Annotated in this window: 21 protein-coding genes; 11 read left to right on the top strand and 10 right to left on the bottom strand. The window is 67.6% G+C overall.

All coding sequences use genetic code 11. The features are described 5' to 3' along the window. The first annotated feature begins 1 nt into the window (after nt 1). The 3 genes from ACIA49_RS07305 to ACIA49_RS07295 are packed head-to-tail and all read left to right on the top strand — an operon-like array spanning nt 2 to nt 3,173. Nucleotides 2-910, top strand: coding sequence for a carbohydrate ABC transporter permease (locus tag ACIA49_RS07305; protein ID WP_396376253.1), 909 nt, complete (start codon nt 2-4; stop codon nt 908-910). Continuing rightward, nucleotides 907-1,749, top strand: coding sequence for a carbohydrate ABC transporter permease (locus tag ACIA49_RS07300; RefSeq protein ID WP_396376252.1), 843 nt, complete (start codon nt 907-909; stop codon nt 1,747-1,749). Before ACIA49_RS07305 ends, ACIA49_RS07300 begins: the two co-directional genes overlap by 4 nt. Before the next feature lie 23 nt (nt 1,750-1,772). After that, entirely contained in the window at nt 1,773-3,173 is a 1,401-nt protein-coding gene (locus ACIA49_RS07295) for an ABC transporter substrate-binding protein (RefSeq protein WP_396376251.1), read from the top strand. Between the two features lie 690 nt (nt 3,174-3,863). On the opposite strand, the gene ACIA49_RS07290 is transcribed toward ACIA49_RS07295, so the two are convergent. Genes ACIA49_RS07290 through ACIA49_RS07280 form a run of 3 tightly spaced genes read right to left on the bottom strand, consistent with a single transcriptional unit; the run spans nt 3,864 to nt 5,574 of the window. Then, the gene (locus ACIA49_RS07290) at nt 3,864-4,613 is read right to left on the bottom strand and encodes a hypothetical protein (protein WP_396376250.1); all 750 of its coding nucleotides are present in this window, start codon (nt 4,611-4,613) and stop codon (nt 3,864-3,866) included. A gap of 11 nt (nt 4,614-4,624) precedes the next feature. Then, nucleotides 4,625-5,089, bottom strand: coding sequence for a hypothetical protein (locus ACIA49_RS07285; RefSeq protein ID WP_396376249.1), 465 nt, complete (start codon nt 5,087-5,089; stop codon nt 4,625-4,627). Beyond that, nucleotides 5,086-5,574 carry a MarR family winged helix-turn-helix transcriptional regulator gene (locus ACIA49_RS07280; RefSeq protein ID WP_396376248.1) on the bottom strand — a complete coding sequence of 163 codons (489 nt, stop codon included), beginning with the start codon at nt 5,572-5,574 and terminating at the stop codon, nt 5,086-5,088. The genes ACIA49_RS07285 and ACIA49_RS07280 overlap by 4 nt, the downstream gene beginning before the upstream one ends. 81 nt (nt 5,575-5,655) lie before the next feature. On the opposite strand from ACIA49_RS07280, the gene ACIA49_RS07275 reads away from it, so the two are divergent. Genes ACIA49_RS07275 through ACIA49_RS07265 form a run of 3 tightly spaced genes read left to right on the top strand, consistent with a single transcriptional unit; the run spans nt 5,656 to nt 8,339 of the window. Then, nucleotides 5,656-6,519, top strand: a complete 864-nt coding sequence (locus ACIA49_RS07275; RefSeq protein ID WP_396376247.1) for an alpha/beta fold hydrolase — start codon at nt 5,656-5,658, stop codon at nt 6,517-6,519. A 1-nt stretch (nt 6,520) separates the two neighbouring features. Further along, the gene (locus tag ACIA49_RS07270) at nt 6,521-7,045 is read left to right on the top strand and encodes a GNAT family N-acetyltransferase (protein ID WP_396376246.1); all 525 of its coding nucleotides are present in this window, start codon (nt 6,521-6,523) and stop codon (nt 7,043-7,045) included. Between the two features lie 25 nt (nt 7,046-7,070). Next, nucleotides 7,071-8,339, top strand: a complete 1,269-nt coding sequence (locus tag ACIA49_RS07265) for an alpha/beta fold hydrolase (RefSeq protein ID WP_396376245.1) — start codon at nt 7,071-7,073, stop codon at nt 8,337-8,339. On the opposite strand, the gene ACIA49_RS07260 is transcribed toward ACIA49_RS07265, so the two are convergent. Then, nucleotides 8,336-9,022 (bottom strand): cyclase family protein, encoded by a 687-nt coding sequence (locus ACIA49_RS07260; RefSeq protein WP_396376244.1) that lies wholly within the window; start codon nt 9,020-9,022, stop codon nt 8,336-8,338. The genes ACIA49_RS07265 and ACIA49_RS07260 overlap by 4 nt on opposite strands. A 60-nt stretch (nt 9,023-9,082) precedes the next feature. On the opposite strand from ACIA49_RS07260, the gene ACIA49_RS07255 reads away from it, so the two are divergent. Continuing rightward, nucleotides 9,083-9,454, top strand: a complete 372-nt coding sequence (locus tag ACIA49_RS07255) for an FKBP-type peptidyl-prolyl cis-trans isomerase (protein ID WP_396376243.1) — start codon at nt 9,083-9,085, stop codon at nt 9,452-9,454. 107 nt (nt 9,455-9,561) lie between these two features. After that, nucleotides 9,562-10,173, top strand: coding sequence for a hypothetical protein (locus ACIA49_RS07250; RefSeq protein ID WP_396376242.1), 612 nt, complete (start codon nt 9,562-9,564; stop codon nt 10,171-10,173). 175 nt (nt 10,174-10,348) lie between these two features. Here the strand turns inward: ACIA49_RS07250 and ACIA49_RS07245 are convergent, their stop codons facing one another. The 3 genes from ACIA49_RS07245 to ACIA49_RS07235 are packed head-to-tail and all read right to left on the bottom strand — an operon-like array spanning nt 10,349 to nt 13,453. Further along, the gene (locus ACIA49_RS07245; RefSeq protein ID WP_396376241.1) at nt 10,349-11,314 is read right to left on the bottom strand and encodes an ATP-binding cassette domain-containing protein; all 966 of its coding nucleotides are present in this window, start codon (nt 11,312-11,314) and stop codon (nt 10,349-10,351) included. Nucleotide 11,315: 1 nt separating this feature from the next. Beyond that, complete coding sequence (locus ACIA49_RS07240) at nt 11,316-12,359, bottom strand: FecCD family ABC transporter permease (RefSeq protein ID WP_396376240.1); 1,044 nt, start codon at nt 12,357-12,359, stop codon at nt 11,316-11,318. After that, entirely contained in the window at nt 12,356-13,453 is a 1,098-nt protein-coding gene (locus tag ACIA49_RS07235; RefSeq protein ID WP_396376239.1) for a FecCD family ABC transporter permease, read from the bottom strand. The genes ACIA49_RS07240 and ACIA49_RS07235 overlap by 4 nt, the downstream gene beginning before the upstream one ends. 110 nt (nt 13,454-13,563) lie before the next feature. Between ACIA49_RS07235 and ACIA49_RS07230 the strand changes: the two genes are divergently transcribed. Beyond that, complete coding sequence (locus tag ACIA49_RS07230; RefSeq protein WP_396376238.1) at nt 13,564-14,388, top strand: siderophore-interacting protein; 825 nt, start codon at nt 13,564-13,566, stop codon at nt 14,386-14,388. Nucleotides 14,389-14,467: 79 nt separating this feature from the next. On the opposite strand, the gene ACIA49_RS07225 is transcribed toward ACIA49_RS07230, so the two are convergent. Beyond that, entirely contained in the window at nt 14,468-15,682 is a 1,215-nt protein-coding gene (locus tag ACIA49_RS07225) for an alginate lyase family protein (RefSeq protein WP_396376237.1), read from the bottom strand. 343 nt (nt 15,683-16,025) lie between these two features. Between ACIA49_RS07225 and ACIA49_RS07220 the strand changes: the two genes are divergently transcribed. Beyond that, the gene (locus ACIA49_RS07220) at nt 16,026-17,144 is read left to right on the top strand and encodes a glycoside hydrolase family 88 protein (RefSeq protein ID WP_396376236.1); all 1,119 of its coding nucleotides are present in this window, start codon (nt 16,026-16,028) and stop codon (nt 17,142-17,144) included. Nucleotides 17,145-17,173: 29 nt separating this feature from the next. Here the strand turns inward: ACIA49_RS07220 and ACIA49_RS07215 are convergent, their stop codons facing one another. Next, nucleotides 17,174-17,572, bottom strand: a complete 399-nt coding sequence (locus tag ACIA49_RS07215; protein WP_396376235.1) for a PPOX class F420-dependent oxidoreductase — start codon at nt 17,570-17,572, stop codon at nt 17,174-17,176. 21 nt (nt 17,573-17,593) lie between these two features. Next, nucleotides 17,594-18,181 (bottom strand): TetR/AcrR family transcriptional regulator, encoded by a 588-nt coding sequence (locus tag ACIA49_RS07210; protein WP_396376234.1) that lies wholly within the window; start codon nt 18,179-18,181, stop codon nt 17,594-17,596. Nucleotides 18,182-18,273: 92 nt separating this feature from the next. Here ACIA49_RS07210 and ACIA49_RS07205 point away from each other — a divergent pair, with 92 nt between their 5' ends. Next, nucleotides 18,274-18,978: an SDR family oxidoreductase gene (locus ACIA49_RS07205; RefSeq protein WP_396376233.1), complete on the top strand. Its 705-nt coding sequence runs from the start codon at nt 18,274-18,276 to the stop codon at nt 18,976-18,978. Nucleotides 18,979-19,147: the final 169 nt, after the last annotated feature.

Below are 19,147 nucleotides of genomic sequence, written 5' to 3'. Positions count from 1 at the left end.
CTTGACTACCCAAACCGCAGCAGGACGGCGCCCCACGCCTGCTTCCCTGCTCTCCTGGCTGATGCTCGCGCCCTGCGTGGTGATCTTCGCGCTCTTCATCGTGTGGCCGCTCGGCAAGTCCGTTTCGCTGTCCCTGCACGGTTCCGACCTCTTCGGCCGGCCCGACGCGTTCGTCGGACTGCAGCACTACCGCGACATGCTCGGCTCCGCGGAGTTCCGGCACATCCTCTGGGTGACGCTGGCGTTCGTGCTGCTGACCGTGATCCCCGGTGTCCTCGGCGCACTGGTCGTCGTACTGCTGCTCGAGCAGCACATCAAGGGGATCCGGATCTTCCGGACCGCGTTCGCCCTGCCGTTCGCGTTCTCGGTGGCCAGCGCGTCGGTGATCTTCGCGACCATCTACAACCCGGCGATCGGCCTGGCCAACGGCCTGCTCGGCAAGTTCGGGGTGGACCGGATCGGCTGGCTGACCGACCCGTCGTGGGCGCTGATCAGCGTCGCGATCACCACGGTCTGGATGAGCATCGGCTACAACGTGCTGGTGCTGTCGGCCGGGATCGGCGCGATCCCGAACGAGATCAACGAGGCCGCCACGCTGGACGGCGCCGGTGGCTTCCGGGCCGCCCGGTTCATCACCGTCCCGATGCTCGGCCCGCAGCTGTTCTTCCTGGTCGTGATCTCGACGATCCAGTCCCTGCAGGGCTTCGGCCAGATCAAGATCCTCACCCCGGAGGGCGGACCGGAGCAGTCGACCAAGACCTTGGTCTACTCGATCTACCACACCGCCTTCGCGAACAACGCCAGCGATTTCGGCGCCGCGTCCGCCCAGGCAATCGTGCTGCTGCTGATCCTGCTGATCTGCACGGGGATCCAGTTCGGCGTCCTCGAGAGGCGGGTGCACTACAAGTGAAGCCGGCACGCGTCATCACCTACCTGGTCCTGATCGGGGCCGCGCTGCTGGTGATCTTCCCCGTGTACTACGTCATCGCGGGCTCGGTCATGTCGCCCGGCCAGATCTCGTCGTACCCGCCGGATCTGTTCCCGCACGGGCTGTTCACCGGCAACTACCAGGGCGCCACGCACTCGGGAACGCCGATCGGGCAGCAGTACCTGAACTCGATCCTGCAGACCTCGGTGATCACGATCTCCCAGCTGATCACCAGCGTCCTCGCGGCCTACGCCTTCGTCTTCATGAAGATGTGGGGCCGGACGGTCCTGTTCGGGCTGTTCCTGGCCACGCTGATGGTGCCGTGGGAATCGATCGTGCTCCCGAACTACCTGACCATCACCGGCTGGTCGATCGGCGGCGAGCGGCTGACCGCGTCGTACGCCGGAACCATGCTCGCGCTGGTGCTGCCGTTCCTCGCCAACGCGTTCGGGGTGTTCCTGCTCCGCCAGTCGTTCCTGCAGTTCCCCACGGAGCTGCGCGACGCGGCCACCATCGACGGCTGCGGGCACTGGCGGTTCCTGCGCCAGATCCTGATCCCGCTGAACAAGCCGGCCCTGATGGCGGTCAGCCTGTACGTCTTCCTGGCGGCCTGGAACCAGTTCTTCTGGCCGTTGCTGATCGGCGACTCGGCGTCCCGCCGGACCCTGCAGATCGGGATCAGCCAGCTCAACGACGCGGAGGCCGCCGACCCGGGACTCATCCTGGCCGGCGTCACGCTGTCCATCCTGCCCACTCTGGCCATCGTGATCTTCGGCCAGCGCTTCATCGTCCGCGGCCTGACCGCGGGCGCGATCCGTTGATGTTCTCGAGAGAGGTTCCTGCGATGCGTTCAATCCGACGTACGGCGTCCGCCGTGTCGATCCTGGCCGTACTGGCGCTGGTCGCGGCCGGCTGTGGTGGCAGCGACTCGAGCGGCGACTCCGCCGGCTCGGTGGACGCTCCCGACGCGAGCGCGCTCGACAGCGCGACCGGGGTCACGAAGGTCACCTTCTGGCACGGGATGAAGGGCGCCAACGGCGCGGCGATCGACAAGCTGGTCGCGGCCTTCAACGCCGCCAACAAGGGCAAGATCGAGGTCACCGCGGTCTACCAGGGTGACTACGACGAGACCATCACGAAGTACAAGACCTCGGTGCAGCAGGGCAACACGCCCTCCGTCGTACAGGTCTACGACATCGGCTCGCGGTTCATGATCGACTCCAAGCAGACCGTCGCGATCCAGAAGTTCGCCGACAAGGACGGCTACACGCTGGACTCGATCGAGCCCAACATCGCCAACTACTACTCGATCGACGGCAAGCTCAACTCGATGCCGTTCAACACCTCGATGCCCTTGCTGTACATCAACAAGGAAGCCTTCGTGAAGGCCGGCCTCGACCCGATGAAGCCGCCGACGAACCTTGACGAGATCATGGCGGCGGCCAAGAAGCTCACCATCAAGCAGGGTGGGAAGACCGTTCAGTACGGCTTCAACGCGGCCATCTACGGGTGGTTCCTCGAGCAGCTGATCGCCCAGTCCGGGACGACGTACTGCGACAACGAGAACGGCCGCAAGGACCTCGCCTCGAAGGTCGACTTCGACGGTGACCAGGGCGTCAAGGTCGCCACCTGGTACCAGGAGATGGTCAAGCAAGGCCTGATGCCGAACACCGGCAAGAAGACCGACGACGCGCAAGCCGTCTTCAAGTCCGGTACGTCGGCCATGCACCTGGAGTCGACCGGCTCACTGCGCGGCTACCTGGACGCGGCCAAGGGCAAGTTCACCGTGCTGACCGCACCCTTCCCGCACCTCACCGCGGCCGACACCGGCGGCCCGATCATCGGCGGCGCCTCCCTCTGGGTCGACGGCCCCGGCCACTCCGACGCCGAGAAGCGCGCCTCCTGGGAGTTCGTGAAGTTCGCCTCCTCACCGGAGCAGCAGGCCCTGTGGCACACCGGCACCGGCTACTTCCCGATCAACTCCAAGGCCCTCGACCTCCCCGCCGACAAGGCCTGGGTGGCGCAGTACCCGCAGTTCACCACCGCCATCACCCAGCTCCACACCACCAAGCCCACCAACGCCTCCTCCGGCTGCATCCTCGGCGTCATGCCCCAAGCCCGCAAGGCAGCCGAAGACGGCCTCGAGAAGGCGGTCCTCGGTACCGACCCGGCCACGGCGATGAAGGCCGCCGCCGACTCCATCAAGCCCCAGATCGACACCTACAACAAGGCCGTCAAGAAGTAGCGGTCTGCGGCCGCCCGGTACGCCGGGCGGCCGTCATTTCCCCCGCCCTCATTTGCGCGCTACCGCGCTTCCCCACCCGCCCTTAGTTCCCTTCCGGGCTACCGCCTGGACCTGTGCGCTACCGCGCACACCACGTCCACCGCGTTGGACGGCGGCGTGGTTGCTCGCCGCTCCGTCTGCGGCCGGGCACGCGGGTTTGTGGTGCTCGCCGCTGCGGCCGATTTACAGTGGCGGGTGGCTGAGCTCGGCACGTGGCTGAGGGGGATGGCGCGCCCGGCGACCATGGTTCCCGCTGCTTGGGCTTCCGGGCTGTGGCTCGGGTCCAAGATCTGCGCCGAGTGGCGGGCGTCCGGCGCAGGGCTGAGGGAGCTGGTTCGGTCGCCGACTGCGGTTCCCGTTGCTTGGGCTTCCGGGGTTGTGGTTGAGGTCCGGGATGCGCGCTAGTGGGTAACTTTTGGGCGCTATACGCCGAAAAGTTCACCCATAACGAACTGGCGGACCGGAGCGCGGGCTTGCTCACGCCCCCGGATCTGCCATTTGATGGGTGAACCCATCAAATGGCGGTCGGCTGGTGCGGTTCGGGATGGTGCTGGTGGGTTTGCGGGGAGTTACTGCCTCTCCGTGGCAGTAATTCCCCGCTGATCCCGTGCCGACCGTCGCCACGATGAGGAGTAGGACGTACTTCACCTGTTAGTAGTGCCAGTAGTAGCGGGCGTCGGCGTTCCAGTTCACCGGGACTGTGGTGTGGTTGGTGAAGGCCATGCCCTTGCCTTTGGCAAGTTCCAGGGTGCGGGAGAGTTGGAGGGAGTAGGGGTGGTTGTTGTCGTCCCACCACTGCTCGAACTGGGTGATGCAGGTCTGGGCTGTGAAGTAGGGGTTCGCGCAGGCCTGCGGGGGTGACCACTTCTGCAGGTGGCGGAACTTGACGGTGGTGGAACCGTTCGGGGGTTTGATGGTGCCGGTGGCGTCGAGGCAGTAGCCCGTGCTGGGGATGTTCCACTTCACGTAGTGCTGACGGCCGCCAGCGGATGGGATCGGCTGCAGGTTGTTGCAGTTGGCGTCGCCGATCTTCTCCGACGTCACGCGCTGGATCTGCGTGAGCGGCTTGCCGGCGCCGTCGTTGTAGCCGTCGAGCAGGACCCAGTCGCCGGAGCGGATGAAGTGCTCGGCCGACTTCGGCGGCCAGGTCGCCGGGTCACCCCAGGAGATGTCGGACTCGGTGGCGCTCAACGGCGTCCACGCCCACTGTCCGGCCGCGGATCCACCGGCCCAGTACTGCCCGGCCGACTTCTCGAACATCAGCGAGTACTCACCATAGTTCGGTACGGCGGCCGGGTGCGTGAGCGGGCCGGAATCGGTGCTGTCGGCAACAGCCGCCGTACCGACGCCGGCCACTGTCAAGGCTGCAGCGATAGTCGCCGCGAGAAGTTTCATCCGCATGGAATTCGAGACTAGCGGGATCGGGGTGCAGTTGCGGAGCCGTTCGGTTCTGCCCGAAGGAAGAACGTCCTGGACTCGCTCGGCACCCACAACAGCACGACGAGAACGAGCTCGGCCAGCCCGACGATCGGGATCACGACGTGGAACATCGGGGACGACGACCACGACACAAAGCTGAACACCACCGACAGCAACTGCGACACCGTCGTCAGCCGGCGAACCCACGGCCGCCCGGTCGGCAGCTTCACGATCAGCCAGAGACTCAGCACCAGCAACAGAACGTGGAACACGAAAGCAGCACCGACGGCCGCAGCGACCGCCTTGTCCAGCTCGGCCGCACCGAACTCGGGCGACCGATCCGCGATCGTCGTCCGCAACTCATCGCGATTGGCCCACATCACGATCGGCACGATCAAGTGGCTGAGCGCGACCAGACCGAGCAGCCCGCGCGCGGCCTGCACCGCCCGCGGCGTCATGACTTCTCCACCGTACGACGCCACCGCGGCCCCGCTCCGGGTCGCGTGAGCGGGATATCGGTACGCCGTCGCTCGATCCAGCCCGTATTGAGCCGCTCGATCAACTGCCGTGCCGTGGCCACGTCCTCGTCCGGCCAATCCGCGATCACGGTCGCGAAGGCCGCCGTACCGGCTTCGACCGTGGCCACGGAATCGGCCCGGCCGCTCGCGGTGACCTGCGCCAGGAAGGTGCGGTTGTCGTCCGGGTCCGCCGCGAGCTCGATCTGCCCCGCCTGCTCGAGCGCGGCCAGGTGCCGGCTGGTCGACGAGGCGGTCAGCCCCAGCGACGCCGCGATCGCGCTCGGCCGGATCGGCCCCTGCTCCCCCACGAGCGCGAGGATCCGCACCCGGGTCAGGTCGAGCCGCCGGGAGATCTGTCGGTGCCCCTCGTCGATGAGGTCCATCACCGCGAGAGCCAACGCCGTCCGTTCATTTCGTTGCGCCACGAAACGACCATAGGTCAGAGCCGAGACATCTGCAAGCAACCGCTCTAGGCTCAGCACCACCAGCCCTTCGGAGGAGCGCACATGCCGGATCCCGTCACCAGCACGATCGACATCCCCCACGTGACCCTCACGTACGACGTTCGCGGGAGTCTGACCGATCGTGACCAGCCGGTGCTGCTGCTGATCGGCTGCCCGATGGGCGCGAGCGGCTTCCAGACGCTGGCCTCACACTTCCCCGAGCGGACGGTCGTCACCTACGACCCGCGCGGTATCGAGCGCAGCGCGCGCACCGACTCCGGTGAGCTCAACCCGATGATCCACGCGGGAGACCTCGCCGTACTGATCGAGACACTCGACGTCGGCCCGGTGGACATCTTCGCCAGCAGCGGCGGTGCCGTGAACGCGCTGGCGCTCCTCACCAACCGGCCCGACCTCGTCAACACCGTGGTCGCCCACGAGCCGCCGCTCATCACGATCCTGCCGGACAGCAAGGCGGCCCAGGCCGCGAACGACGACATCTACGCGACCTACCAGCGTGATGGCCACGGTGCCGGGATGGCGAAGTTCATCGCGCTGGTCAGCTTCGAGGGCGAGTTCCCCGACGACTACACCGACCAGCCGGCGCCCGACCCGGCGATGTTCGGCCTGTCCACCGAGGACGACGGTTCCCGCGACGACATCCTGATGGGCCAGAACATTCGCGGTACGACGTCGTACCAGCCGAACGTCGAGACCCTCGCCGAGGTCAAGGACAAGCTCGTCATCGGCGTCGGCGAGGAGTCGGCCAACCAGCTCGCCGCTCGTGGTGGCAAGGCACTCGCCGAGCGCCTCGGCCTCACCCCGGTGGTCTTCCCGAGCGGTCACGGCGGCTTCCTGGGGAACGAATACGGCCAGCCCGGCAAGCCGACCGAGTTCGCCGCCAAACTCCACGAGGTTCTCGGCTGAGGTGCTCGCTCCCGAGCAACCCACTCTCGACAACCTTCGCCCGTGGCGGCCCACCGACGTACCGACGGTGATCGCGGCCTTCACCAATCCCGAGATCGAGCAATGGCACGTCCTCCGCATCGACACCACCGGAGAAGCTGAAGCCTGGCTCGCCCAATGGCCACACCGCTGGTCATCGGGCGAGGCCGCTTCCTGGGCGGTCACCGCGGACGGCGCCGCGGTCGGCCAGATCGGTCTCCGCCACATCGACCAGACCAACGCGAGCGTCAGCCTCTCCTATTGGATGCTCCCCACCGCCCGCGGCCAGGGCCTGGCGCCCCGCGCGATCGCCACGCTCGAGCGCTGGTGCTTCGACCTCGGGTTCCAGCGCATCGCACTCCAGCACTCCACCCGGAACCACCCGTCCTGCCGAGTCGCCGAGAAGGCCGGCTACCCGCTCGAAGGCACCCTCCGTAGCGTCTGGCAGTTGGCCGACGGCCGGCACGACGTTCACCTCCACGCCCGGATCAATTCCGTGGACCGATGACCTCGCCGGGCCCGAGGATGGGCCTATGCCGAGACTGCCTGGGTTGGTCGTTACCGATCACTTCTTCACCGTTCCGCTGGACCACACGAAGCCTGACGGCGAGACGATCGAAGTACTGGGGCGTGAGGTCGTTGCTCCAGGCAAGGAAGACTCGGACCTGCCGTGGTTGATCTACTTCCAGGGCGGGCCGGGCCTGATGTCGCCGCGTCCGGTCGAGGCCGGTGGGTGGATCGGCCGGGCCGTTCACGACTTCCGAGTGCTGCTCCTCGACCAGCGCGGGACCGGCCGCAGTACGGCGATCACCCGGCGGACCGCGGAGTCGAAGAGCCCGGCCGAGCTGGCGGCGTACCTGCGGCATTTCCGCGCCGATTCGATCGTGCGCGACGCCGAGCTGGTCCGCGCCCAGGTCAGTCCGGACAAACCCTGGACGACGCTCGGCACCAGCTACGGCGGGTTCATCACGCTCACCTACCTGTCGCTGGCACCGGAGAGCTTGAAGACCTGCCTGATCACCGGCGGTCTGCCCGGTCTCGACACCACCGCCGACGACGTTTATGCCCACACCTATCCACAGGTTGTGGCCAAGAACGACGCGTACTACGCCCGCTTCCCCGACGACGTCGACCGCGTCCGCCGGATCGCCGATCACCTGCGTGATCACGACGTCCGGCTCCCGAACGGCGACCGCCTCGACGTCCGCCGCTTCCAGCTGCTCGGCATCAATCTCGGCATGGGGAACGCGGCACAACCGCTGCACTGGCTGGTCGACAACGCCTGGGACGGCACGGAGCTGTCCGACAAATTCCTGTACGCCGTCCTGGAGCAGACCGCACTCGGACTCGACCCGTTGTGGGCCGTCATCCACGAGTCCATCTACGCGCAGGACGACCGCCCGACGAGCTGGGCCGCCGACCGGCTGCGGCCGGCGGAGTTCGCGCCGGACGCGGCGCGGCTGCTCTTCACCGGCGAGATGATCTACCCCTGGATGTTCGAGGACATCTCCGGTCTCCGCGAGTTCGCCGACGCCGCGAACCTGCTCGCCTCCGAAGGCGGCTGGTTCCCCCTGTACGACGTCGCCCGGCTGGCCGCCAACCGCGTCCCGGTCGCAGCCGCGATCTGGCACGAGGACATGTACGTCGATGTCGCGCTCTCGCTCCGGACCGCCGCCCGGATCGGCAACCTCACCACCTGGGTCACCAACGAGTGGCAGCACGACGGCGGCTCCGCCTCCGGTGGTTCGGTCTTCGACCGCCTCCGCGACCTCGCCAACGACCTCCCACCAGTCAGCAGCTAAACCTTTGCGTAGGCGAAGGTGCCTTCGGCGCGGGGAGCGATTGCGGTGAACTGAGCGCCGGTGGGTGGGACCTCGGCGAGGTTGGTGAGGCGCTCGACGATGGCGATGCCGGCGCCGACCAGGAGAGTGTGTGCGGGGCGGGTGGCGTCGGCCGGGTCGTCGATGGTGGCGGCGTCGATGCCGACCAAGAGCGCTCCGTGGTCGATCAACCACTCGGCGCCATCACGCGTCAGGAAATGCGACTGCTCGTCACCGGTCTGGAGGAGCACCGCCTTCCCGCGGACGTCGTACGTCGCCAGCGCTGCCGCGTCGATTCCGAGCCGCCCGCTGTCCTCCAGCCGTACGACGACCGCCGGCAGGTCGACGGTGCGCTCAAGGCTGAACCCGGGTGGGTTCCCCGCGCCTTCCTGACTGAGCTCGATGTACGTCGCCCGCTCGCCGCCCGTCATGCTCTCGGCGGCGGGCCCACCGCGGGTGCCCTTGTGCGCGGCCTCGACGATCTCCACGTTGCTGAGCTGGACCTCGCCCGCCATCAGGAGCCCGAGCGAGGCGAGGAAGAGCTCTCCGATCCGCGCTGTCGTGACGTCTGCCGAACCGACGTCGACCAGGAACCCCTGCGCCTGCAGCCCACCCCCGTTCGTGAACGTCACCGTGGCGTCGAAACGGGCGCGATAGGTCGGCATGGCGCCATTGTCCGTGACCCTGCTGCCGACCGCGGACGGGGTCTGGTTAGCCTGGAGGGTATGACTGACAAGCCAGAGATCGACTTTCCCGACGGACCGCCGCCGGCGGATCTCGAGATCACCGACATCACCGTGGGCGATGGCGACGAGGCCGTGGCCGGCTCGCGGGTCAACGTGCACTACGTGGGCGTTGCGCACTCGACCGGCGAGGAGTTCGACGCGTCGTACAACCGGGGCGCGCCGCTGGGCTTCCAGCTCGGCGTCGGCCAGGTCATCCAGGGCTGGGACTCCGGCGTCCAGGGCATGAAGGTCGGCGGCCGCCGCAAGCTGGTCATCCCGCCGCACCTGGGCTACGGCGACCGCGGCGCCGGCAACGCGATCAAGCCGGGCGAGACCCTGATCTTCGTCGTCGACCTGCTGAGCGTCGGCTGACCTACTCCCCAGAGCCCCCGCGATCCGTCACACTGACGAAGATCGCGGGGGTTCTTCGCGTAGATGTACTCATCCGCGGCGCCCAGCGGTCGGTTTGACTGAGAGGCATGACGACGATGGTTGCCACGACGCCGGCCCGGATCAACGCGGTCCGGTACGCCGCTCTGCTCGCGAAGCTCCTGCTGTTCGCCTTGTTGCTGACGGCCCTCATCTGGCCGGACCTCAGCGGCATCAAGGGCAAAGCCTCGACTGCCCGCCTGGTCGTGTACCCGATCGGCGCGATGGTGCTCCCGATCTGGTGGTGGGCCTACGGCCGCACCCGCAGCAAGCTGTACGACGCGTTCCCGTGGCCCGCCGACCTCCTGCTGACCCTGCCGTGGCTGATCGATCTGATCGGCAACCGCCTGAACCTGTTCGACACAGTCACCTGGTGGGACGACGCCATGCACTTCGTCCTGTGGGGCTTCCTCACCGCCGGCGCCCTGCTGGCCTTTGCCCCCCGCAACCTCTCCCGCGCCGTCACCGCCTTCGTCGCCCTCGGCTTCGGCGCCACCGCCGCCGTCATCTGGGAACTCGGCGAGTACGTCGCCTTCGTCCGCAACTCCCCCGAACTCCAGACCGCCTACACCGACACCCTCGGCGACCTCGCCCTCGGAACCCTAGGCGCCCTCCTGGCCGGCCTACTCCTCCACCACCTCACCACCCGCCCCACCCCCTAGCCCCCACCCACCCCCTCGCATCCCTCGCACCCTCGCACCCCCGCACCCCCGCACCCCCGACATTTGACCGGATATCCCCTCAATGTGCCGGTTCTCCCCTCGAAATTTGAGGGGAGAAGGGTCCACTTCCGTGGATATCCCCTCAAATTGCGGTCGCTCGGGCCGGCGCGGGTGGCTAGCGGTCGGTGGGGCGGCAGATGCCGTTGGCGGCGGCTGAGGCGGCCAGGGCTGCGGCGGCCGGGTTGCCGGTGGAAGTGGCGGTCGGTGTGCCGGCGGGGGTGGCGGTCGGTGTGCCGGCGGGGGTGTCGGCCGGTACGTCGGTGGGGCGGTCGGTGCGGGTGGTGTGACGGCCGAGGGGTACGACCATCGGCGTACCGGCGACGGGGTCGGGGATGATCTTGACGTGCAGACCGAAGACGTCGTGCACGACCGACTCGGTGATCACGTCGTCCGGGTTGCCCTTGGCAACGATCGCGCCGTCCTTCATCGCGATCAGGTGGTCGCCGAACCGGCAGGCCTGGTTGAGGTCGTGCAGCACCAGGACGATCGTGCGGGCGTCGCGCTTGTTCAGGTCGACGAGCAGGTCGAGGACCTCGAACTGGTGGGTCAGGTCGAGGAACGTGGTGGGCTCGTCGAGAAGCAGGATGTCGGTCTCCTGGGCGAGCGCCATCGCGATCCAGACGCGCTGCCGCTGACCGCCGGAGAGCTCGTCGATCGGCCGGTCGGCGATCTCCAGTACGTCGGTCGAGGTCATCGCGTTCGCGACCGCCTCGTCGTCGGTCTTGGTCCACTGCCGGATCCAGCGGGTCCGCGGGTAGCGGCCGCGGCCGACCAGGTCGGCGACCGTGATGCCTTCCGGCGCGGACGGCGACTGCGGCAGCAGGCCGAGCTTGGTGGCGACCTCGCGGGTCGGGATCGACTGGATGCTCTTGCCGTCCAGCAGCACCGAGCCCTTCGACGGCTTCAGCAGCCGGGCCAGCGTCTTCAGTAGCGTGGACTTGCCGCAGGCGTTGGCGCCGACGATGACGGTGATCTTGCCGGTGGGGATCTCGACCGACAGGTCGTCGATGATCTGCCGCTGGTCGTAGCCGACCGCGAGGCCCTCGGCCGCAAGACTGTGTCGTTGCACGGAGTTCTCCATCTCAGCCACCACTTCCCACCCGGTTCGTCCGAGCCAGCAGGTACATCAGGTACGGCGCTCCGACGACTCCGGTCACCACGCCGACGGGCAGTTGGGTGTCGCCGAAGGCGTGCTGCGCGATCAGATCGGACAAGGCCACCACGAGCGCGCCGATCAGCGCGGACGAGATCATCGCCGGTCCCGGCGACCGAGTCAGCCGGCGCGCGATCGGCGGACCGACGAACGCGACGAACCCGATCGGGCCCGCCGCCGCGGTTGCGACGGCCGCGAGGAGGACGCCGACCACGATCAGCCCGAGCCGCGAGCTCTCCACCCGCAACCCCAGCCCGTACGCCGTTTCGTCACCCAACTGCAGGATTCGCAGCCGGTGCACGAGCCAGACCGACAGCGGCGCGGTGATCACCAGCGTGATCGTCATGGCCTGGACGTTCGACCAGTCCCGCCCGTTCAGCGAACCGGTGAGCCAGATCAGCGCCTGCTGGGCGATCTCGACCCGCGCCTTGGTCAGCAGGTACGACGTGACGCTGGTGGCGATCGCGCCGATCCCGATCCCGATCAGGATCAACCGGTAGCTCGACACCCCGTGCCGCCAGGCCAGGACGTACATGATGAACGCGGTCAGGATCGCACCGAGGATGGCGAACCCGGACACCGCCAGCCCGGTCATCCCGAGCGTGACGATCGCGAACACCGCGAACGCACTGGCGCCGTACGTGACACCGATGATGTCGGGGCTGGCGAGCGGGTTGCGAGCGATGCTCTGGAAGATCGCGCCGGACATGCCCAGCGCGGCGCCGACCATCAGGCCGGTGAGTGCCCGCGGCAGTCGCAGCCGGTTCACGATGAACTCGGTGGCCTTGTCGCCGCCCCCGAACAAGGTCTTCACCACGTCGATCACCGGGATCTTGAAGTCACCCAGTGACAGCGAGACGCAGAACGTGGCGAAGACCAGGATCGCGAGGACGACGATGACGGCGGCCGTGCGCGCCTGCCGGACCGCGCGGGCCCGGGTGATGACGTGGATGGCTTCTTCGGCAGTGGTCACAGGTCAGCCAGCTTCCGCCGGCGCACCAGCATGATGAAGAAGGGTGCGCCGATGACCGCGGTCACGATGCCGACCTGCAGTTCACCGGGCAGGGCGACGACCCGGCCGATGACATCGGAGCCGAGCAGCAGGATCGGGGACAGCACCGCCGAATACGGCAGGATCCAGCGGTAGTCGGGCCCGGTGATCAGGCGCGCGACGTGCGGAATGGTCAGGCCGACGAAGCCGATCGGGCCGGCGGCCGCGGTGGCGGCTCCACAGAGCAGCACGACCACTACCGCGACGAACAGTCGAGCGAGCCCGACGCGCTGGCCGAGCGACTTGGCGACCTCGTCACCGAGCGACATCGCGTTCAGCACCCGGCCGCAGAACAGCGACAGCACGATCCCGATCAGGATGAACGGCGCTACCTGGCTGGCGATATCCGATCCGCGACCGGCCAGCGATCCGACCGACCAGAACCGGAACTGGTCGAACGTGTCGACGTCGCTGATCAGCAAGGCGGTCGTGAGCGAACCGAGCATCGCGGTCAGCGCGGCACCGGCGAGCGCGAGCTTGACCGGCGTCGCGCCCTCCCGGCCGAGTGAGCCAAGGAAGTAGACCGCCACCGAGGCCGCAGCCGCGCCGGCGAAGGCGAGCCAGACGTATGCCGTCAGGCTGGCGAGCCCGAACCAGTAGATGCCGCCGACAACAAAAAGTGCCGCGCCGCCGTTCACCCCGAGGATTCCGGGGTCGGCGAGTGGGTTCCGGGTGACGCCCTGCATCAACGCACCGGACAGCCCGAGAGCCGCACCGACCAGAAGGCCGATCAGAGTCCTGGGCACACGCAGTGAGTGAATGATTACGTGATCGGTATTCGACTTGTCGTAATGCCGCAGGGCGTCGAGCACGGTGGACAACGGAATCTGCTTCGACCCGACCGCGACGCTGAGCAGGATCACCAGAACGAGCAGGGCGACACAGCCGACCAGCCCGAGAACCAGCGTGGCGCGCCTGGTCCGGCGCGGGCGTGCCGATCCGGCAGCGGTCGCGCTGGTGTCGCGACTGGCGGAATCGACCGCGACGGAATCGACTGGCGGCGGGGGCGCTGGCATCAGGCTTTCGGGATCCTCTTAGGTAAGGCTAACCTCTAGGAGCTTCAGAATAACCTCACCTTCCCCGAGTACGCATCCGAGTCTCGCCAGTGCTGGTTGGAGAAACCCGAATGACCGCAGTCGCCACGCAGCCGATCGTCTTCGAGGCGGAGTTCGTGACCGTCCAGGCGGTCGTCGATCTGAGCCCCCATCTGCGCCGCGTGACCTTCGTCGCACCGCGGATCGCCGAGGCCGTCACCGCCGGTCCCGACCAGCGGATCAAGGTCCTGCTCCCGCCGCCGAGCGGCGCCGAGTTCACGCTCCCGTCAGGCCCGGACTGGTACGCCGTTTGGTGCGCCCAGCCGGAGGCAGACCGTTTCATCATGCGTACCTACACGGTCCGCGAACTCCGCCCCGAGCAGTGCGAGATGGACATCGAGTTCGTGCTGCACGGCGTCAACGGACCCGCCTCGGCGTGGGCGACGAACGTCGTACCGGGTGACTCGGTCGGGCTGATCCTGGCGTTCGCGGTCGACACGACCAGCGTCAAGGGCTTGCTGAACTCCGGCGTCGACTACGTGCCGCCGGACACCAGCAAGCACCGCGTCCTGATCGCCGACGAAACCGCGCTCCCGGCCTTGACCGGCATCCTCGAGCAGTTGCCGCCGGACGTGCACGCGACCGTCTTCGCGCAGGTCCCGGACGAGCGTGATCGCCGCCCGCTGCCGACCCCCGGTACCGCCGACGTCACCTGGCTCAACTCCGACGACGAGACGATGCCGTTGCTCGAGGCCCTCAAAGCCGCCGACCTGCCCGCGACCGTCGACTTCGCCTGGGTGGCCGGTGAGTCGTCGATGATCAAGGCGGTACGGCGGCACCTGGTCAATGTGGTCGGCCTGCCGAAGCCATCGATCTCCTTCCAGGGTTACTGGAAACGCGGCGAGGCGATCGGCTGACAAGTAGCGATCCGGGAGAGCTGAGGGGGCAGAATCCCCAGCTCTCCCGGACCGCCTTCAGAGGCCTGAGTCTGCTACCTCAGGCAGGGTTCTCCGCGTGGGTCAGCGTCTCCCACGCCACGAACAGTGCGTTCGTCCCGGCGGGCCGGTTGGCCTCGGTGAGTGCCTGGGTGTTTGCCATGGCGATCCCCAGCCGGGTGTGCAGTGCGTTGTAGCCGACCTCGGTGATCGGACCGAGGCCACGCTTCACCGAACCGCCACACAGCCAGGACGGGACCGGCTCGGCCTGCCGCTCGTACTTGGCCTGGAAGCCGAGTGCTTGGCGCAGGCGCTCGCCGTACGTCGGGTAGAGGTCGATACCCTGGATCCGCGAGGTCTCCAGCACGTGCGAGATCGCGGAGATGCCGTAACCGGTGTGAACGAAGTCGCGACAGGTCTCCTGAGTCAGACCGGTGACGAACGTGCCCTGACCCTGCCAGTAGCTGACGATCTTGTCGCGGGTGTTGAGGTTCTGGCTCGGCACCGTCTTCGGCAGCGCGCCGTCCGAGGCCAGGTACACGTATGCCGGCGCGCGGTTGGCGAACAGCGAGAGGGCCTTGTCGTAGATCGTCTTGTCCTCGAGGAACACCCCGATGCCCTGCAGGGCCTCGATGATGGTCAGCTCCCAGTTGCCGTTGGAGTTGGAGCCGTTGATGATCTTCGCCGCGTAGACGTTGCGCAGCATCGTGCCGAAGCGGCCCGAGTTCGGCCAGTTCCCGTAGACGTGCTTGATGATCTCGGCCGCCTTCGGCCACGACGACGCGGCCCAGCCGGTCTGCAGCGGGGCGTTGCTGTTGGTGTGGTCGCGGATCGTCGCCGACCAGGCATCCATCAGCTCGATCGACTTCTGCGCGTAGCGCACGTCGCCGCTGATGTACCAGACCAGGGCATCCGTGTACGCCGCGATCGCGTCCTGGCGCTCGTCCGTGCAGCCGAGGTTCGGGTCGGAGTACGGGCCACATTCGACGACCGCACGCGGCTTCGGGGTCCGCGACAGCGAGCCGTACGCACTGTTCTTGGCCTGGTTGTAGGCGTTGGTCCACGGCTGCGCACCGGCCTGGACCTTCGCCTTCACGAAGTCCAGCTGGGCCCGGCTGACGCCGACTCCAGGATGGGTGAACACAGCCGGCGCGGCCGGCGCGTTGACCGCGTCCGACGACTGCTCGGCCGTGGGAGATGCAGCTGCTGGGCTGCTCAGAGCGGCGGCCACCAGACCGGCACTCGCGAGAGCAACCAGGAAAGGCTTGATTCTCATGGGCGGATTCCTTGCTTGAGGGGGCGGTACGACTCTGCGACTCCCCCCACGTGCCGTGGGGCGGGTGTAGCTCGAGCGATTGCGGTGTTCAGGTGCGTGCATCGGGGTGCCGGAGTGGGGGTCTCGATGCGGAGCATCTTGGCCTTCACTGTGGTGCCGCGAGGTGCGTGCCTGGGCGCCGCAAGCGCCGAGGGACACCCGTCCCAGGGCACTCGATCCGCAGAGTCTTTGCGAAAGTTTGACGACGGACCGTAAGGGCGTCAACATCTCAGCAGCATTAATTCACGCTGGAACAATTCATCCTGTTTTCCCAGTTCAGTGGAACAAAGTGAGGATTTGTCCCATGAAAAGACGCCAGTTCCTGCTCGCTGGAACCGCAGTCATGGCCGCCCCGGCACTACCCTCTGTCACCACTACCGCCGCGGCCGCTCCGCCATCGAGCGCGCTCCCGCCGCGGGCCGACATCATCGCGGTGGTTCGCCGCGTCGCCGACCAGTGGATCGCCACGCACAGCGACTCCGGCGACAACGGCTGGGCCCGCTCGACGTTCTTCAGCGGCCTGATGGCCGCGTACAAGCTGACCGGTGAGGTGCGCTACCTGAATTACGCGCGCGCCTGGGCCGAGCGGCACAACTACGGCATCCCCGGCGGTGTCACGACCCGGCACGCCGACAATCACAACTGCATCCAGACCTATCTCGATCTCTACGAACTCGAACCGTCCGCCACCAAGCTGACCGCGGCGACGGACACCTTGAGCCGGATGGTGAACAGCACCAAGATCGACGACTGGTGGTGGTGCGACGCGCTCCACATGGCGATGCCACCGTTCGCCCGGATCGGGCGGCTGCGCGCGGATCCGGCGTACTGGACGAAGCTCTACCAGCTCTACAACCACACCAAGCGGACCCGGAAGTTGTGGATCCAGTCGAACGGCCTGTGGTACCGCGACGACCGGTTCCTGCCGACCGGAATCCTTTCTCCCAACGGGAAACCGGTCGTCTGGTCGCGCGGCGACGGCTGGGTCGCGGCCGCGCACGTGAAGACCCTGAAGGCCCTACCGGGCGATCAGGCGAATGTCGCCGAGTACAAGACCGGCCTGACGCAGCTGGTGGGTTCGTTGCGGTCGATCCAGCGCTCGGACGGTTTCTGGAACGTCAACCTGGCCGACCCGCAGCACCTGCCCGGACCGGAGACCAGCGGTACGGCGTTCTTCGCGTACTCGGCGGCCTACGCCGTCCGCGCCGGATTGTTGCCCTCGGCCACTTATTTGCCGATGGCGGCCAAGGCCTGGAACGGAATGGTGGCCACCGCCGTCCACCCTGACGGTTTCCTCGGCTACGTGCAGAAGGTCGGCGACCGGCCGGAGTCGAGTCAGCCGATCACCTACGACTCGACCGCCGACTTCGGCGTCGGCGGCTTCCTGCTGGCCGGTGCTGAACTCGCCCAACTGACCAACTGATCGCCGGCACCCCTGGCGACCGCGGGGCGTCAGGGGTGGCCGAGTTGGCTGGTGATGCGCTCGACGGTGACCGCGGCCGCGAAGCGCGGCGTACCGGGTGGCTCCACGTCCGACCACTCACCGACGTACTTGCGGGCGATCGCCTGCTCGAGCGCCAGCTCCGGATCGGGCACGAGCTCCTCGATCCGGCCGCGGAGTTCGAGATAGTACGTCGGCCGCGCGGGGTCGACGATCATCACCGCGATGGCCGGATTCCGGCGCAGGTTGCGGAGCTTCTGCCGGCCCTCGACGAGACTGATCCGGACCTGTTCGCCGTCCCAGAGGAACCACTGCGGCGTGATCTGCGGCTCGCCGTGCTTGCCGATCGTGCCGACGATCGCGACCGCGGTCGACGACAGCAGGTCCTTGAACCCGGCGGGGATCTCCATGCGCGAGACCCTACTCGCAGCTCAGCTCAGGTGACCGGCCAGTTCGCCGGCGCGGATGCCTGCAGCGTCCAGGAGCGCGCCCGCGGTCAGTACGCCGATGCCGCCCAGCGACTGGGCGCGGATGACCGAGCGGACGCTCGCGCCGTCGAAGGCGATCGTCAGCTGGATCGCCAGCGTGCCGGGATCCTCGGCGCCGGCCTTGACCAGCTCGCGGTGGAAGAAGTCGGTGAGCTGCTGCTTGAAGTGCCGCGCCACCACCGACCCCGGGTGCTCCGGATTCTTCAGCTCGACCGCGGTGCCGACGTACGGGCAGCCCAGGAAGTTGCCGTGAGCAACCACATCGTCCTGGCGCTCGAACACGTCCAGGATCCGCTCCCGCGGCGAGCGGTCGTCGGGCCCCGGGGTGAGCAGCGTCTGGTAGCCGGGACCGCGGCTGGCCAGGCTCTCGGCGATCAGCTCGTCCTTGGAGCGGAACAGCTGGTACATCGACTTCTTCGAGACTCCGGCCGCCTTGCAGAGCGCATCCACGCCGATGTTCACGCCGTCACGGTAGAAGAGGTCGCCCGCTGCCTCGAGGAGGCGTTCGCGGGGTGTCGCCGAGCTGCTCATACGACGAGGGTACCGGCTCGATTTGAATTCGGAAACAGATCGGTTTACCTTAGTGGAAACCGATCGGTTTCCTTCTTCTTTGGAGCGTACTCATGACCTCTCTCGACGGTGCTGTCGTCCTCGTCACCGGCGGACAGCGTGGTATTGGCAAGGCTCTCGTCGACGACCTGCTCACCCGCGAGGTCGCCAAGGTCTACGCGACGGCCCGGACACCGAAGCCGAGCACCGACCCGCGCGTCGTACCGCTGCCGCTGGAGGTCACCGACCCGGCCTCGATCGCGGCGCTGGCCGCAGCGGCGCCTGATGTGACGGTGCTGATCAACAACGCCGGCGCGGGTGCGCCGCAGACCTACCTGGACGCGCCGACCGACGACCTGCGCGCCGTCTTCGAGGCGAACTTCTTCGGTCCGCTCGAGGTCACCAAGGCCTTCGTCCCGATCATCGAGCGCAACGGCGGCGGCCACATCCTGAACGCGCACTCGGCGTTGTCCTGGATCGCGCGGCACGGCGCCTACTCCGCCACCAAGGCGGCGCTCTGGCACCAGTCGAACTCACTGCGGGTCGAGCTGGTCAACCGTGGCATCGGTGTCACCGGACTGCACATGGGGTACGTCGACACCGACATGGCGGCCGGAGTCCCGGGACCGAAGACGCAGCCGGAGGACGTCGCCAAGCAGGCCCTCGACGGGATCGAGTCCGGCGCCTACGAGGTGCTCGCCGACGACACCGCCCGCTGGGCCAAGCAGTCCGTCTCCGGCGACCTCGCGGCGGCGTACCCCGAGCTGCAGAAGAGCTGACAACGCGGTGTCCTGAGTCGGGAGTTCGGCGAGTGCTGGAGGTGTCCAGGTGCGTGCATCGCAAGGCGGAGAAGCGTCCTCGATGCGGTGTTCATCGTGGACGCTTCTCCAACGCCGCGAGGTGCGTGCCTGGGCGCCTCCAGTGCCGTCGAAGTTCCGACTCAGGACA

Origin of the sequence: Kribbella sp. NPDC051587 (assembly GCF_044453945.1) — a bacterium.
Taxonomy (GTDB): domain Bacteria; phylum Actinomycetota; class Actinomycetes; order Propionibacteriales; family Kribbellaceae; genus Kribbella.
The sequence above is the reverse complement of the archived record's forward strand: the minus strand, read 5'-3'. Positions and strand labels throughout refer to the sequence as shown.